Source organism: Aeromonas sp. 600886, from assembly GCF_049174935.1.
Lineage (GTDB): Bacteria > Pseudomonadota > Gammaproteobacteria > Enterobacterales > Aeromonadaceae > Aeromonas > Aeromonas veronii_A.
The window spans coordinates 1-15,069 of record NZ_JAAKUB010000010.1 but is presented as its reverse complement, the minus strand read 5'-3'; the positions used below and the strand labels follow the sequence as shown (position 1 = coordinate 15,069).

Genomic DNA, 15,069 nt, shown 5'->3' with positions numbered 1-15,069 from the left:
AGGGCTGGGGATGAGGGGATGGAGCAGGAGCAGCCCTCACCCTAACCCTCTCCCAGAGGGAGAGGGAATTGATCGAGGTTCGGTTTGGGCATCATGGTCGGTCAACAAGCTCCTTCATCAAATCCTTGAGCCACACCTGCGCCGGTTGTTGCGTATGCGCCGATGGGGTATGCCAGACGCTGCGGCCTCACCTCGGCCCCACCAGCTCTTTCATCAAATCTTTCAGCCATACCAGTGCGGGTTGCTGGGCATGCACGGGATGCCAGACGCAGTTGAGGTGATAATCTGGCACATCCTCGGGCAGCGGCAGGCTTTTCAGCGGCCAGTGGGTGGCGAGCAGGTCGGCCACCATGCTGGGCAGCACCAGCAGGTGATCGCTCTGGCTGACGATGGCGGCGGCGGACATATAACTCTGACTGTTGACCGAGATGGTGCGGCTAAAGCCCTGACTCTTCAGATAGCGGTCTAGGCTCGCCTCCGAGGTGCCGAGCGGCGAGTGGAACACATGGGGCATGGCGATGAGCTGCTGCAGGGTGATGCGCTCCAGCCACTGGGAGGGGTCATCCTCGGCCCCGGCGGGGGCCGATTTGGCAATCGGCAGATCGGCGCGCACCAGCCCGGCCAGCGGCTCGGTGAGCCAGGTCTCTTTGCCGAGATACCCCGGCACCTGCATGTACTCGTCAAAGCCCAGCACCAGATCGATCTCGCCGCTCGCCAGCTCGGCTTCGGGCAGGGTGTCGCGCAGGATGCGGATCTCGATGGTGACCCCCGGTGCCAGCCCTCTGAGCCGCTGGATCAGCGGCGGGATCAGCACACATTCCACGTAATCTGTGGTGCAGAGCACGAAGCGCCGCTTCGACTGGCGCGGCTCGAACTCCTCTTCTTCGCTGAGCTGCTGCTCCAGCAGCCGCAACGCCTGCTGTACACCAAGATGCAACCGCTGGGCGCGCGGGGTCGGCAGCATCCCCTGCGGGGTGCGAACCAAAAGCGGGTCGCCGAGAAAGGTGCGCAGCCGGTTAAGGGAGTGGCTCATGGCGGGCTGGCTGATAAAGAGCGCTTCGGCGGCGCGGGTGACGCTCCCTTGCGTCATCAGGGCGTCAAACGCGAGCAGCAGATTGAGGTCGAGCTGGTGCAGTTTCATGGGGGGATTATTCGCCGTGTTTATGGGACAATCCATCCTATTCATTTGATGGATGGGGGCGCAACGTCTTAATCTGCGACCCACTCTTATTTTTCCGGGTTCCCGCGCCGCATCTGGCGTAAACGGGGCCTCAATCCATGCAAGGAGCCTTGCGATGAGCATCAAGACCATTAACTCCACGCCGGCCGCCGACGGCTTCACCATGCCCGCCGAGTGGGCGCACCAGCAGGCCGTCTGGATGATCTGGCCATTTCGCCCGGACAACTGGCGCGTAGCCGGTCGCTTCGCGCAAGAGACCTTCGCCAAGGTGGCGGATGCCATCGGCGGTGCCACCCCGGTCTTTATGGGTGTACCAGCCCAGTTTATGGAGCAGGCCCGCGCCATCATGCCCGCCCACGTCACTCTGGTTGAAATGAACAGCGATGACTGCTGGGCCCGCGATACCGGCCCCACCATTGTGACCAACGCTGCTGGCGAGTGCCGTGGGGTGGATTGGGGCTTCAACGCCTGGGGCGGCCACAAGGGCGGTCTCTACTACCCGTGGAATCAGGATGAGGAAGTGGCAGCCCAGATGCTGACCCAACACGAGATGGCTCGCTACGATGCGCCGCTGATTCTGGAAGGGGGCTCCATCCACGTCGATGGCGAAGGCACCTGCCTGACCACCGCCGAGTGCCTGCTCAACGAAAACCGCAACCCGCACCTGACCAAAGAGCAGATCGAAGCGTACCTGCGCGACTATCTGGGCGTTACCAGCTTTATCTGGCTGGACGAAGGTGTCTACATGGACGAAACCGACGGCCACATCGACAACATGTGCTGCTTCGTGCGTCCGGGTGAAGTGGCCCTGCACTGGACTGACGACCAGAACGATCCCCAGTACGCCCGCTCCGTAGCCGCTCTCAAGGTGCTGGAAGCGGCGGTCGATGCCAAGGGTCGCAAGCTGAAAGTGTGGAAGCTGCCCCAGCCGGGCCCGCTGTTCTGCACCGAAGAGGAGTCTGCCGGTGTCGAGAGTGGTACCGGTGTGCCGCGCGAGGCAGAAGGCCGTCTGGCCGGTTCCTACGTGAACTTCCTCATCACCAACGATCGCATCGTCTACCCGCTGCTGGATGCCGCCACCGATGGCGAAGCCCAGCGCATTCTGGAAGAGATCTTCCCTGAGCACACCGTGATCGGCGTACCGGCTCGCGAGATCCTGCTGGGCGGTGGCAATATTCACTGCATTACCCAGCAGATCCCTTCAGGTCAGTAAGCTGGTCGAAGAGTGTAGAAATTCAAAACCCCACTCAGTGGGGTTTTATCCCTTGATGGTGTGATGGTCGCCGGCGCTGATGCGGCGATCATCATGACAAACAGTCACCCTTTTACAGGAGATCCCCATGATCGAAGTGACCGAGGTTTCCATTGCCGAGCTGCGTGCCGCGCTCGAATCAGGCCGCACCACAGCGGTCGAACTGGTCAAGGCCTATCTGGCCCGGATCGAGGCCTACAACGGCCCCGAGACTGCCACCAAACTCAATGCCGTGGTGGTCGCCAATCCCGATGCGCTGAAAGAAGCCGAGGCTTCCGATGCCCGCCGTGCCCGTGGCGAGACCCTGAGCCCGCTCGACGGCATCCCCTACACCGCCAAAGACAGCTATCTGGTCAAGGGGCTGACTGCCGCCTCCGGCAGCCCGGCCTTCAAGGATCTGGTGGCCCAGCGCGATGCCTTTACCGTTGAGCGCCTGCGCGCCGCCGGTGCCATCTGCCTTGGCAAAACCAATATGCCGCCGATGGCCAATGGTGGCATGCAGCGCGGCGTCTATGGCCGTGCCGAGAGCCCCTACAACGCCGACTACCTGACCGCACCGTTTGCCTCTGGCTCCTCCAACGGTGCCGGTACCGCCACCGCCGCCAGCTTCTCCGCCTTTGGTCTGGCGGAAGAGACCTGGTCGAGCGGCCGTGGCCCGGCCTCCAACAACGGTCTGTGTGCCTACACCCCGTCCCGTGGCGTCATCTCGGTGCGCGGCAACTGGCCGCTGACTCCGACCATGGATGTGGTGGTGCCCTATGCCCGCACCATGGCCGATCTCTTGGAAGTGCTCGACGTAGTGGTCGCCGACGATACCGACACCCGTGGCGATCTGTGGCGCATGCAGCCCTGGGTGCAGTTGCCCAAGGCCTCCGAGGTGCGTCCGGCCTCCTATCTGGAGCTGGCAGCCAAGGCCGATGCCCTCAAGGGCAAGCGTCTCGGCGTGCCGCGCATGTTTATCAACAAGGATGAACTGGCCGGCACCAGCGAAAACCCCGGCATCGGCGGCCCGACCGGTCAGCGCATCCATACCCGCGAGACCGTGATCGCGCTGTGGGAGCAGGCCCGTCAGGCGCTGGAAGCCGCGGGCGCTGAAGTTATCGAAGTGGACTTCCCGCTGGTATCCAACTGCGAAGGGGACAGACCCGGCGCGCCGACCGTGTTCAATCGCGGCATCGTGAGCCCGGAGTTTCTCAACGACGAGCTGTGGGAGCTCTCCGGCTGGGCGTTCGACGACTTCCTGCGCGCCAACGGTGATCCCAAGCTCAACAAGCTGGCCGATGTCGATGGGCCGAAGATCTTCCCCCACGACCCGGGCACCCTGCCGAACCGCGAGGGCGATCTGGCGGCGGGCATGGACGAGTACGTCAATATGGCCAAGCGCGGCCTGAAATCCTGGGACGAGATCGCCACAGTGCCGGACGGCCTGCGCGGTCTGGAGAAAACTCGCAAGCTGGACTTGGAGGACTGGATGGACGGGCTCAAGCTCGACGCCGTGCTGTTCCCGACCGTCGCTGACGTCGCCCCGGCTGATGCGGATGTGAATCCGGCCTCCGCCGATATCGCCTGGAGCAACGGCATCTGGGTTGCCAACGGCAACCTCGCCATTCGCCATCTCGGCGTGCCGACCGTTACCGTCCCTATGGGGGTGATGGCCGATATCGGTATGCCGGTGGGCCTGACCTTCGCCGGTCGCGCCTATGACGACAACAACCTGCTGCGCTTTGCTTCGGCCTTCGAGTCCACCGGCAGCAAGCGTATGGTGCCGCCACGCACGCCGCCGTTGGGGTGAGTGCCATCAGGGATTGAATATTAGTAGTTTTTCTTGTGATAACGAACACAAAACCACCCGCTATGCGGGTGGTTTTTTATCCTCCTGATGGTCCAGTATTGAGACCAATCCCCTTGCGCTGAGAAAAGTGTGAAAGATATCTGAGATTTAATTTTATTACTGAAATCCTTATAGAAAAAACAATAAATTTCGCGTATAAAAGGCTTCAATAGAGCCTATTTGAACACCACTATAGATAGTTAATCTGATAAGGGAATATATTTATGGGGTTATTTTTAATATGAACTATTTCCCTCCGCCAGATACATACCCAAATTTTATTGGAACCGCCTCATTACTAGTGGCAGCCATTTGTTTATGCATTACCTTCATGGAAAAGCAAAGAGGCCATGCTACAAAGCTGTTCTCTATTATGTTGGTCACATCTATTGCATTTTTCTCTTCTCACTGGACCACATACTTCGCAGCTATATTTATAGTGGCAACAGCAGTCACTGAACTAGAGTTTTTACAAAATCTTGCCGCTATAATAAGCAAAGATAAAAATTACTTTGATTTTAAAAAAGAAGTTTTGAGCAAAGAAGATAATCTACGTAGAAAGGTCGAAGAGGCTGTAGCCGAAGAAATAGCATCAGTGGTTCCCCCCACATCACCACAAAAATTTAAAAGCACATCAATTAATATTGCAAAGCTTAATGAACAAGGCCATGGTGCTACTATGAGGCTTGCATTGGACATTGAAGAGAAGGCTTTGAATTTAGTATCTCAAACACATGGTGAGATAGAGCGTAATGTACGGATAACACAAAACAATAAATTTGTAGAGTTTGATGGATTCATTTCCAGTAAAGACAATAAAAACAACAAGATATTCGAAGTGAAATGGTTGAGGAATCCAAGTCAGTTGACCGCATACCTAGCCTTCTCCATTAGTAGAATTAAAAACGCATGTCAAATTCATGAGGATATCACTGGACATAAACCAGAAATACATCTCATTTTGGTATTGAATTCAGAATTGAAGGCCGATGAAAAAGAAAGAATAAGTCAAAGTGAAAAAGACAATAACATATGTATCTCATATATAACCCTAGATCAACTTGGTTACGAGATAATCGGTTGATATAGACCGTATATACTGTCTGCTTTAGCTTTAGGGCATTGGTTATAATAGTGAGCGTATTCGGACGAACGCGAACAAGTAGTGGCCGAGAAGCAGGTGATATTCAGAGTTTCCTGTTGGCCTTGCCATGACTCGAGGCGTGGCGATAAACGGACGATTACGCTGCGCTAATCGACCCTACATTGTGGGAGTTATTGTTATCTCCAGCCCTTCTCCCCTTGTTTGTGATCAAAAGTGGGAGAAGGGAGCAGATATGCCCCGCTAGTTGTGTGTTGGCTCTGTGGTTCGGGTGAATATGAGCAGCGTGGAATTGGCTCGGGCCATCCCCTCTCCCTCGGAATAGGGCTAGGGTGAGGGGCCGCTATCTGTGTTGCAGGTTCGAATAGCGAAGCGTATTCGGACGTTTGCGAATAGATCGTGGCCGAGAGGCCGCCGATTCCCCCTGATTTTTCTGAATTCCCCCAGACTTCACTTTCTCTTCACACAACCTCATTTTCCCCTCACAAATCCCCCGTATCTTCTGCCCACTGCTTAAAAGGCCCGGCTTGCCACAGGGGTGGCGAGGGGGCGGTTGGTTCGAGGGAGCAAGATGATGAAAGGTTGGATGAAGTGCACATTGGCCGGGGCCGTGGTGCTGATGGCGAGTTTCTGGGGTGGCAGCGTGCGGGCAGCGGGGATCGAGCTCAAGCAGGTAAGCGGCCCTGTCTATGTGGTGGAGGACAACTACTACGTCAAAGAGAACTCCATGGTCTATTTCGGGGCCAAGGGGGTGACTGTGGTGGGGGCGACCTGGACGCCGGATACCGCCCGCGAGCTGCACAAGCTCATTAAACGGGTCAGCAGCAAGCCGGTGCTGGAGGTGATCAACACCAACTACCACACCGACCGGGTGGGTGGTAATGCCTACTGGAAGTCCATCGGGGCCAAGGTGGTAGCGACGCGCCAGACCCGGGATCTGATGAAGAGCGACTGGGCCGAGATTGTCGCCTTTACCCGCAAGGGGCTGCCGGAGTTCCCGGATCTGCCGCTGGTGTTGCCCAACGTGGTGCACGATGGCGACTTCACGCTGCAAGAGGGCAAGGTGCGCGCCTTCTACGCGGGCCCGGCCCATACGCCGGACGGCATCTTTGTCTACTTCCCCGACGAGCAGGTGCTCTATGGCAACTGCATCCTCAAGGAGAAGCTGGGCAACCTGAGCTTTGCCAATGTGAAGGCCTATCCGCAGACCATCGAGCGGCTCAAGGCGATGAAGCTGCCGATCAAGACGGTGATTGGCGGGCACGACTCGCCGCTGCACGGCCCCGAGCTGATTGATCACTATGAAGAGTTGATCAAGGCGGTGCCGCAGTCATAAGGGTTGCGCGACAGACTGGCAGCAAGCCGTGCCATCGCTGCAATCAGCAGCCATAACGGCACACCACAAAACGCCCGCTTTCAGGAAATAAGCGGGGTTTTGCTGTTGCGGCTTTTCTGCGGCCACTTATTGCGGGCGTTGGCACTGCGAGATTAAGGCTGTTCAAGGGGGGTGGGCTTTCATAAGATGGCCCTCTCTCTTTTCCCTGAAAGTTATCCATTTTCGTTATGCAATACGCCTCTCTCGCGCGCCTCAAGCAGGCCTTTATCACCGGGATGTGGGCCTCGCTGGTCAGCATCGTTATCGGCTTCGCCTTCAAGGTATGGCTGGCGCAGTGGGTCGCCAAGGGGGAGCTGGCGCTGTTCAACAGCGTGGTGGATTTGATCTCCCTCTCCTTTATCCTGATGACAGGTTTTCGCTCTTCCATGGTGGTGAGTTACTCCCAGACCAAAAACGATCGGGACATCATCAATATCTTTCGCTACTTCCTCATCGGCATCGTGCTGCTCACCTGGGGGGCGGTGATCCCCTATATCAAGCACGGGCTCCATATCCGGGTGGAGTATCTGCAACTGGTGGGGGTCATCTTCGGGCTGGGGCTCAAGGTCTACTTCACCAATCTGGTGGCCATGTACCGCATGTATGACATTTCCAACAAGGTCACCTGGCTGGAGCCGCTGGCCAACGGTCTGCTGTTTATGGCCTGCTACTTTGGGCTCGGGATGGATGCGCTCGCTTCGCTCTTCTACGGGCTGACCTTCTCGTCGCTCGCTATCGCCGGTTATATGTATGTTTCGCGCCGCCGGGCCATCGCCACCAAGCCGCTCGCCAAGGTGGCGCTCGGCCCCGAGATGGTGAGCTATGTGAAGAAGAGCTTTACCGCCTCGCTGGAGGCGGGGGCCAGCATCCTGATGATTTACATCACTGTGCTGCTCACCATCCGCCACTTCAGCATCGACGAGCTGGGGGATTTTCAGGTGGTGGTGCGCCCCATCTTCACCTATATGACCACCCTGTTTGTCTTCCCTATCTACCGCTTTGTGCTGCCTGAGCTGGCGGTCAATCTGCGCAACGGCGATCACCGCCAGATAAGGCTTATTCGCCGCTGGATCTTCCGTCTCTCCGCCATCGTCAGTCTGGCCTTCTTTGGCTTGATGTTGCTGGCGGGCAAGCCGCTGGTGCTGTTGTTCTTCCCCGCCGACTACGTGGGGGCGGTGCCTGTGCTGTTCCACTTCTCCATCTTCTTCATCTTTATGATGCTTAACGGCTATCAGCTCGCCTATATCAAGGCTCACGGTCACTTTACCCAGAGTTTGCTGATCCGGCTGGCGGGCATAGTGGCGCTGGTCGCCGCCTACTATCTGGTGGCCGAGTTCACCGCCAACGTGGTGGCAATTATCGTGGCGCTGGGCCTCGGTTATATGGTGATGTTTATCCTCTCGACCCTGGCGGAGCGGCAGATCTTGCGATCCCTGCCACTGGTGCTGGCGACCCGCTAGGGGATCACTCGCCAAGAGCAGGCTCCTGTCAGATAACAAAAAACGCCCGTGCGGGCGTTTTTTTATTGGCGGCGCTGGGCAGGCTTAACGCTTGCCCTTGCCACCCTTGTTGCCAGCGAGGGCCTGCTTTCTGGCGCGCTGCTTCTGGGCCGCCTTGCTGTTGCGGCGCGGCTCGGGCTCGAAGCGGGTGAGATCCGGCTCAAAGCCCGGGAACCACTGCTGGGGCAAACGGGTGTCGAGCACAGCTTCCACCTTCTCCAGCAGGGGCGCATCTTCCGGGCTGAACAGGGTAATGGCGAGCCCCTTGTTGCCGGCGCGACCGGTGCGACCGATACGGTGGACGTAATCCTCGGCCACAAACGGGAATTCGAGGTTAATCACATAGTTGAGATCGCTGATATCGAGGCCGCGGGCCGCCACGTCGGTGGCAACCAGCGCCTGCAGGGTGCCGGCGCGAAACTCCAGCAGCACTTTTTCTCGCGCGCTTTGCGACAGATCGCCGTGGAAGGCCAGCGCATTGATGCCCGCCTTGCCAAGCTGCTGGGCCAGTTTGTCGGCCCCCTGACGGGTGCGGCTGAAGATCAGCGCCGGTGCCCACCCTTTCACTTTCAGCATATGTTCGACCAGCGCCAGCTTGCGATCGCTGTCCACCGTGTAGACCCGCTGTTCCACCTCGGCCGCCGTGGTGTTGCGCGGCGCTACTTCAATCAGCTCGGGGTCGCGCAGCAGCACCTTGCAGAGGGCAAACAGGTTGTCGTCGCAGGTGGCGGAGAAGAGCAGGGTTTGACGATCCACCGGGATCTGTTTGAGCAGCGCCTTGATCTCGTCCATAAAGCCCATGTCGAGCATGCGATCGGCCTCGTCAAACACCAGATGGCGCAGGCTATCAAGGCTCAATGCCCCCTGCCGCAGATGGTCGAGCAGACGGCCCGGGGTGGCGATAAGCAGATCCACCCCGGCTTGAAGCGCCTCGACCTGCGCCGCGATGCTCACCCCGCCGTAGACCAGCGTGCTGGTGAGACCGGTGCCCTGACCGTAGTGCGCGACGCTCTCGGCGACCTGCACCGCCAGCTCGCGGGTCGGCACCAGCACCAGCGCACGGATTGGGCGCGGGGATTCTGCTTGCGGCTGCGCCAGCAACTGCTCCAGCAGCGGCAGCACAAAGGCGGCGGTTTTGCCGGTGCCGGTCTGGGCCCCCGCCATCAGATCCCGCCCTGCCAGAATGACGGGGATGGCACGAGCCTGAATGGGGGTGGGGGCGGCATAGCCGAGCTCGGTCAGGGTCTGCTGCAGACGGGGGGAGAGGGCCAGTTCGGCAAAGGAGGCTGTGGACATAGGGGCACCAGTCGGGGTTATCGTGGCCAGCGGCCGCGATGCAATGAGTGATCGTGGCCGCGATGGTAACAGAAGCTGGGGGCGCGGCAGAAGGCGATGATGAGCAAGGGCGCATAGCTCCCGGTTTTGCATGCTGCGCATGGCGGTGGCGCAGGACCTCGTCGCCGCGCTTCTGTTTTACCGCGAGTCGGCAGTGCAAGGGGCATCAGCCATGACACTACTCCACGATCAGCACGCTCTCGCTGGCCAGATGGTGCAGCCACTCCCTGACGATCAGCAGCACGGCGGCAAAGTGCTCGTCGCGTGGCAGCAAGCTGGCGGTGAGGGGATCCCCTTCCGCCATCGCGGCCAGCTGGCCAAAGGCTTGCTCCACCAGATCCCGGCTGAGTTCATTGTCCCCCAGCGCTTCGGCCAGCGATGGCTGGCTGCGCAGGGTCAGCTGCAAGCCGGGCGGGATCTGTGGGGCGATGCGCATCAGCTCATCTTCCACCACCATGATGGCCCGCTCCAGTTCGAGCGGGGTGGGCGGCGCGTGGCGAAACGGTCCGGGCTGGATGGCGTGGGTGCCAAAGGCCAGCGGGTAGTGTGACGGGGCCGCATCTGGCAGGCTCAGCCATAGCTGACTGCTCTGTTCACCAATCTCCAGCAGCAGGGTCATCATCTCCGGTACGGGTTGTGTCATGGTGCTGAGCTCCTGTATTGTAAACGTTTTCCTGTTCTGCCTTTGATACCCCCGCCGCCGACGTTTGGCGAGCACAATTTCTGCGAGTCGTCCCTCACTTTGTTGCAAATCCCTTGCAAAAAAATCCATTGGTGGCAGTCTGGATGTCTAAATGGCTGTCGCCGTTTCGTTATCCTCAGATGATTCAGGAGTTCAGATATGGATATTCGCACCGCTCCCCGCGCCATCGCGCTCGCCCTCATGCTGGCAAGCGGCATCGCCGCCGCCAACGAAGCGCTGGTGATCCAGACCGATTTCGGCCTCAAAGATGGCGCTGTGTCGGCCATGAAGGGGGTTGCCTTCGGGGTGGATCGCACCCTGCCGCTCTATGACCTGACCCACGAGATCCCGGCTTACAACATCTGGGAAGCCTCCTACCGCCTCTACCAGACCCTGCAGTATTGGCCCAAGGGGACTGTGTTTGTCAGCGTGGTTGATCCCGGTGTCGGCACCGAGCGCAAGTCAGTAGTGCTCAAGACCAAGAGCGGCCACTACATCGTGACCCCGGACAACGGCACCCTGACCCTAGTGGCCGAGCACTTCGGCATCGAGGCGGTGCGCCAGATTGACGAGAAACTCAACCGCCTCAAGGGATCCGAGAAGTCTTACACCTTCCATGGCCGCGATGTGTACGCCTATACCGGCGCACGGCTCGCCTCCGGTGCCATCAGCTACGAGCAGGTCGGCCCGCAGCTGCCCGCCGAGGTGGTGAAGATCCCCTATCAGCCTGCGGTAGCAGAGAAGGATGGCACCCTCAAGGGCACCATCCCGATCCTCGATGTGCAGTACGGCAACGTCTGGACCAATATCGACGATGCCCTGCTTACCAAGGCGGGGATCAACAAGGGGGATAACGCCTGCATCAAGATCCGCGAAGGGGATGTGGTCAAATATGACGGCAAGGCGCCTTACGTCAGCAGCTTCGGTGACGTGCCGGAAGGTCAGCCGCTGGTCTACCTCAACAGCCTGCTGCAGGTGTCGGTGGCGCTGAACATGGACAGCTTCGCCGCCAAGCATCAGGTGCAATCCGGCGCCAACTGGCATATCAGCCTGAAGAGGTGCTCCTGACCAGCACATATATAAGTAGAGATAGAAACAGCAACGGGCGCCTCGGCGCCCGTTTTGTTCTCTGGTAATAAAGAAAGGGATCAGAACTCGTTGGAGAGCGCCTTGTACCCTTTGACCAGATCGATATTGGTGTGGGCCACGTCCTCGGAGAACTCGGCGGCATCTACCGAAACCCGCGGGATATGGGTCAGATCGCTCTGCTGGTTGATACGGGTGGTGGAGGGGACGTAGAACTCCGGCGGCAGATCGCAGCCATCGATCACCGAGTTGTGACGCACCACGGCACCGTCACCGATATGGCAGTTGAACAGCACGCTGTTGAAGCCGATAAAGACCCGGTTCCCCACTTCGCACGGCCCGTGGACTATGCTGCGGTGGGCGATGGAGGTGTACTCGCCGATGGTGACGGCGGCGCCGGATTTGGAGTGGATCACCACCCCGTCCTGGATATTGGAGTTGGCGCCGATGACGATGGGTTCCATATCTCCACTCTCATCCACCTCGTCGGCACGGATCACCGCATAGGGGCCGACAAAGACATTCTCTTTGATGATCACCTTGCCGCAGATGATGGCGGTCTTGTCGATATAGGCGGATTCGTCGATGACAGGCAGATGGCCGGAGGGATTCTTGCGGATCATGTTACATCCTGTGGTTGCTTGAAATGATGCGGTGGCGCACCCGGCGCCAGGATGCCAGCTTACGCCTCGTTATTATCCGGTGAAACCCCGAAGTGGTCTGACCCTTGTCGCAAGCCTTGGCGGGACCACTGTTTCCGCGCGCTGGAATATGGGAGCATTGCAGCCATTCCCGAGTTGGTTGAAATGGACATATATAGATGAAGAAGATGATTGCCCTGTTGGCGGGTGGTTTGTTGCTCTCCTCGGCCGTGCAGGCCAAAGGGGAGGCGGGGGAGTTTGACTATTACGCCATGGCGCTCTCCTGGTCGCCCGAGCACTGCGCCGTCAAACCGGCGGATCGGGACCAGTGTTCCCGCAAGCTGGGCTTTGTGCTGCATGGTCTTTGGCCCCAGTACGATCGCGGTTACCCCAGCAACTGCACTCGCGAACGGCTCGATCCCGATATGGAGAGCGAGTTTGCCGACCTCTACCCCAGCCGTTTCCTCTATCGCCATGAGTGGGAGAAACATGGCACCTGCTCCGGCCTGAGCCAGCAGGCCTTCCATCAGCTGGCGAGTGATTTGCGCCAGAAGGTGAAGATCCCGGCGGCTTATCAATCCCCGGAAGAGCCGCTGCGCAAAACCAGCTTCCAGCTCAAGGCCGATTTGGCGAGCGCCAACCAGTGGCTGGCCCCCGACAACATCACGGTGGCTTGCGCCGATGGTGGCCGCTTCCTGCGGGAGATCTACATCTGCGTCAATAAAGATGGGACGGATGCGGTCACCTGCTCCGCCGAGATGCAAAAGCGCGAGCGCCGCTCCTGTGGTCAGCCGGACTTCCTGCTGCGCAGCGTGCGTTAAGCCTCCACTCTCTTCATCGGGCCCCTTGCGGGCCTGATGTTTAACCACGGTTATCAGAAAGGAGTCTGACAGATGGATGGCAATAACCGGTTTACCCCACAAGAGCGGGCAATGCTGCTCGGAGTGAAAGGGGTGGGGCCGCCCGTTATCGGGCGGCTCGAACAGCTGGGCTATCATACCCTGGCCGGATTGGCCGAGGCCGACACCACCCATATCGTCCAGCTGGTGGCCAGCATGCTGGGCTCGACTTGCTGGCAGAACAGCCCGCAGGCGCGTAGTGCCATCGACGGTGCCATTGCGCTGGCCCGCGCACATCTGGCGGCGGACGCTGCAAAAGGGGTGAATGGATGAGCCTCTTTAGCGAACTGGGGATGCGTTATCCCATTATTCAGGCGCCGATGGCCGGTGTGCAGGGTAGCGAGCTGGCGCTGGCCGTGACCCGTGCGGGCGGCTTGGGCTCCTTGCCTGCCGCCATGCTCACGCCAGCGGAGCTGCGCAGCGAACTGGAGCGACTTGCCCACAGCGGCCTTGGGCCATTTAACATCAACTTCTTCTGCCATCGGCAACGGGAACCGGATCCCGTTGCTCTGGCCCGCTGGCAGCAGTGCCTTGTTCCCTACTACATCGAGTTCGGCATACTTCCCCCAGCGGTCACGATGGTGCCAAGTCGTGCACCTTTCAATGAGGAGCATGCCGCCATGGTGGCTGAGTTCAGACCGGCGGTGGTCAGCTTTCACTTCGGCCTGCCCGCGCCCGAGCTGCTTGCCCAAGTGAAGGATGCGGGGGCCAAGGTATTTGCCAGCGCCACTACGGTCGCGGAGGGCGTATGGCTCGCTCAACACGGCGCCGATGCCATCATCGCTCAGGGATTGGAGGCGGGAGGTCATCGCGGTCATTTCCTCTCTGAGGATCTCGCGCTGCAGCAGAGCACCCTGACCCTGTTGGCGCAGATCCTCGCGGCAACCGACCTGCCGGTGATTGCCGCTGGTGGTATCGTCGATGGCAAGGGGATAGCCAACGCGCTGCAAATGGGGGCGAGCGCTGTGCAGATGGGCACTGCCTTTCTCTGTTGCCATGAAGCGACCACCTCGGCGCTGCATCGCGCAATCCTTCACTCACCCCAAGGCCAGCAGACGGCGCTGACCAATCTGTTCAGTGGCCGCCCGGCGCGGGGTATCGTCAACCGTCTTATGAAGGAGCTGGGCCCGCTCTCGGAGTTTGTCCCTCACTTCCCCTATGCCAGTGGTGCACTGGTACCGCTGCGGGCCACTGCCGAAAAGAGGGGTGACAGCGGCTTCTCTCCGCTCTGGGCTGGCCAGAATGTATCGGGCTGCCGGGATCTTTCCGCTGGCGAGCTGATGGCGTGCTGGGTCAAAGAGGCTCGATTGGGATAAGCGCTTCTATATATGCCTCATACGCCTTCTTATATAGAAGATGTCGAGGGCGCTGCGCGTTAGACGCGACAGTGCGGCAATGGTGGATGAATGCCAAGCCAGTACCCTTATAAGGCATTTATCCGGTGTAAAACGTCCTCACTTTACCCTTGGCTGTGGATAAGTCTGTATAAAGGCTGTGTGTTGATATGAATAACCAAAAAGTTGCACTTTTTTGCAATTTTATTGCGGTAAAGCCTTGCCAATGTGAGCTGGATCTCTATAATGCGCCACATCGACAGGGCAAGCGGCAACGCAAACAACCTCGTCGGTAACCTCGAAAAGCCTTTGAAAATAAGGCTTGACTCGAGAAGGCGGTTGAGTAGAATTCCACTCCCGCAGCAACACACTGTTGCGTCGCTCTTTAACAATTTGAATCAAGCAATCTGTGTGGGCACTCACAGCATCGAGCATCAAAAACAATTTTTGATTTTCAATGTCTGATGAAGTGACCAAAGCAACTTTAGTTGCAGCAGTTAATTCAGCAATTCATTGAGCCGCTTTTCGAAGCAACCAAACTTAAATTGAAGAGTTTGATCATGGCTCAGATTGAACGCTGGCGGCAGGCCTAACACATGCAAGTCGAGCGGCAGCGGGAAAGTAGCTTGCTACTTTTGCCGGCGAGCGGCGGACGGGTGAGTAATGCCTGGGGATCTGCCCAGTCGAGGGGGATAACTACTGGAAACGGTAGCTAATACCGCATACGCCCTACGGGGGAAAGCAGGGGACCTTCGGGCCTTGCGCGATTGGATGAACCCAGGTGGGATTAGCTAGTTGGTGAGGTAATGGCTCACCAAGGCGACGATCCCTAGCTGGTCTGAGAGGATGATCA

Annotated in this window: 13 protein-coding genes and 1 rRNA gene; 10 read left to right on the top strand and 4 right to left on the bottom strand. The window is 58.8% G+C overall.

Going from position 1 to position 15,069, the window contains the following annotated elements:
- Positions 1 to 187: 187 nt before the first annotated feature.
- Positions 188 to 1,141: a LysR family transcriptional regulator gene (locus G5179_RS09680; RefSeq protein ID WP_421258277.1), complete on the bottom strand. Its 954-nt coding sequence runs from the start codon at positions 1,139 to 1,141 to the stop codon at positions 188 to 190.
- 154 nt (positions 1,142 to 1,295) lie between these two features.
- On the opposite strand from G5179_RS09680, the gene aguA reads away from it, so the two are divergent.
- The 5 genes from aguA to G5179_RS09655 all read left to right on the top strand — a co-directional run bounded on the left by aguA (position 1,296) and on the right by G5179_RS09655 (position 8,200).
- Complete coding sequence (gene aguA, locus G5179_RS09675; RefSeq protein WP_421258276.1) at positions 1,296 to 2,393, top strand: agmatine deiminase; 1,098 nt, start codon at positions 1,296 to 1,298, stop codon at positions 2,391 to 2,393.
- A gap of 127 nt (positions 2,394 to 2,520) precedes the next feature.
- A complete protein-coding gene (locus G5179_RS09670) occupies positions 2,521 to 4,224 on the top strand; it encodes an amidase (protein ID WP_421254542.1) in 1,704 nt (567 codons plus the stop codon).
- Between the two features lie 370 nt (positions 4,225 to 4,594).
- Positions 4,595 to 5,347 carry a hypothetical protein gene (locus G5179_RS09665; RefSeq protein ID WP_368172550.1) on the top strand — a complete coding sequence of 251 codons (753 nt, stop codon included), beginning with the start codon at positions 4,595 to 4,597 and terminating at the stop codon, positions 5,345 to 5,347.
- 589 nt (positions 5,348 to 5,936) lie between these two features.
- Positions 5,937 to 6,701, top strand: coding sequence for a CphA family subclass B2 metallo-beta-lactamase (locus tag G5179_RS09660; protein WP_421258275.1), 765 nt, complete (start codon positions 5,937 to 5,939; stop codon positions 6,699 to 6,701).
- A 227-nt stretch (positions 6,702 to 6,928) separates the two neighbouring features.
- Positions 6,929 to 8,200, top strand: a complete 1,272-nt coding sequence (locus G5179_RS09655) for a hypothetical protein (RefSeq protein ID WP_421258274.1) — start codon at positions 6,929 to 6,931, stop codon at positions 8,198 to 8,200.
- Between the two features lie 84 nt (positions 8,201 to 8,284).
- Here the strand turns inward: G5179_RS09655 and G5179_RS09650 are convergent, their stop codons facing one another.
- Positions 8,285 to 9,535 carry a DEAD/DEAH box helicase gene (locus tag G5179_RS09650; protein ID WP_421258273.1) on the bottom strand — a complete coding sequence of 417 codons (1,251 nt, stop codon included), beginning with the start codon at positions 9,533 to 9,535 and terminating at the stop codon, positions 8,285 to 8,287.
- A 217-nt stretch (positions 9,536 to 9,752) separates the two neighbouring features.
- The gene (locus G5179_RS09645) at positions 9,753 to 10,217 is read right to left on the bottom strand and encodes a hypothetical protein (RefSeq protein ID WP_421258272.1); all 465 of its coding nucleotides are present in this window, start codon (positions 10,215 to 10,217) and stop codon (positions 9,753 to 9,755) included.
- A gap of 198 nt (positions 10,218 to 10,415) precedes the next feature.
- Here G5179_RS09645 and G5179_RS09640 point away from each other — a divergent pair, with 198 nt between their 5' ends.
- Positions 10,416 to 11,324: an SAM hydrolase/SAM-dependent halogenase family protein gene (locus G5179_RS09640; RefSeq protein WP_421258271.1), complete on the top strand. Its 909-nt coding sequence runs from the start codon at positions 10,416 to 10,418 to the stop codon at positions 11,322 to 11,324.
- Positions 11,325 to 11,404: 80 nt separating this feature from the next.
- Here the strand turns inward: G5179_RS09640 and G5179_RS09635 are convergent, their stop codons facing one another.
- Complete coding sequence (locus G5179_RS09635) at positions 11,405 to 11,965, bottom strand: carbonate dehydratase (RefSeq protein WP_005335471.1); 561 nt, start codon at positions 11,963 to 11,965, stop codon at positions 11,405 to 11,407.
- Between the two features lie 197 nt (positions 11,966 to 12,162).
- Here G5179_RS09635 and G5179_RS09630 point away from each other — a divergent pair, with 197 nt between their 5' ends.
- The 4 genes from G5179_RS09630 to G5179_RS09615 all read left to right on the top strand — a co-directional run.
- Positions 12,163 to 12,804 (top strand): ribonuclease T2 family protein, encoded by a 642-nt coding sequence (locus tag G5179_RS09630; protein WP_421258270.1) that lies wholly within the window; start codon positions 12,163 to 12,165, stop codon positions 12,802 to 12,804.
- A gap of 72 nt (positions 12,805 to 12,876) precedes the next feature.
- On the top strand, positions 12,877 to 13,155 hold the full coding sequence (locus G5179_RS09625; RefSeq protein ID WP_216951994.1) for a helix-hairpin-helix domain-containing protein: 279 nt from the start codon (positions 12,877 to 12,879) through the stop codon (positions 13,153 to 13,155).
- A complete protein-coding gene (locus G5179_RS09620) occupies positions 13,152 to 14,198 on the top strand; it encodes an NAD(P)H-dependent flavin oxidoreductase (protein ID WP_158112851.1) in 1,047 nt (348 codons plus the stop codon). The genes G5179_RS09625 and G5179_RS09620 overlap by 4 nt, the downstream gene beginning before the upstream one ends.
- Positions 14,199 to 14,758: 560 nt before the next feature.
- Positions 14,759 to 15,069 (top strand): 16S ribosomal RNA (locus tag G5179_RS09615); the annotation flags it as partial.

Bases quoted from the DNA above. Each gene is read 5' to 3' on its own strand.
- G5179_RS09680 (WP_421258277.1), bottom strand. From the start codon at position 1,141: ATGAAACTGCACCAGCTCGACCTCAATCTGCTGCTCGCGTTTGACGCC.
- aguA (WP_421258276.1), top strand. From the start codon at position 1,296: ATGAGCATCAAGACCATTAACTCCACGCCGGCCGCCGACGGCTTCACC.
- G5179_RS09670 (WP_421254542.1), top strand. From the start codon at position 2,521: ATGATCGAAGTGACCGAGGTTTCCATTGCCGAGCTGCGTGCCGCGCTC.
- G5179_RS09665 (WP_368172550.1), top strand. From the start codon at position 4,595: ATGGAAAAGCAAAGAGGCCATGCTACAAAGCTGTTCTCTATTATGTTG.
- G5179_RS09660 (WP_421258275.1), top strand. From the start codon at position 5,937: ATGATGAAAGGTTGGATGAAGTGCACATTGGCCGGGGCCGTGGTGCTG.
- G5179_RS09655 (WP_421258274.1), top strand. From the start codon at position 6,929: ATGCAATACGCCTCTCTCGCGCGCCTCAAGCAGGCCTTTATCACCGGG.
- G5179_RS09650 (WP_421258273.1), bottom strand. From the start codon at position 9,535: ATGTCCACAGCCTCCTTTGCCGAACTGGCCCTCTCCCCCCGTCTGCAG.
- G5179_RS09645 (WP_421258272.1), bottom strand. From the start codon at position 10,217: ATGACACAACCCGTACCGGAGATGATGACCCTGCTGCTGGAGATTGGT.
- G5179_RS09640 (WP_421258271.1), top strand. From the start codon at position 10,416: ATGGATATTCGCACCGCTCCCCGCGCCATCGCGCTCGCCCTCATGCTG.
- G5179_RS09635 (WP_005335471.1), bottom strand. From the start codon at position 11,965: ATGATCCGCAAGAATCCCTCCGGCCATCTGCCTGTCATCGACGAATCC.
- G5179_RS09630 (WP_421258270.1), top strand. From the start codon at position 12,163: ATGAAGAAGATGATTGCCCTGTTGGCGGGTGGTTTGTTGCTCTCCTCG.
- G5179_RS09625 (WP_216951994.1), top strand. From the start codon at position 12,877: ATGGATGGCAATAACCGGTTTACCCCACAAGAGCGGGCAATGCTGCTC.
- G5179_RS09620 (WP_158112851.1), top strand. From the start codon at position 13,152: ATGAGCCTCTTTAGCGAACTGGGGATGCGTTATCCCATTATTCAGGCG.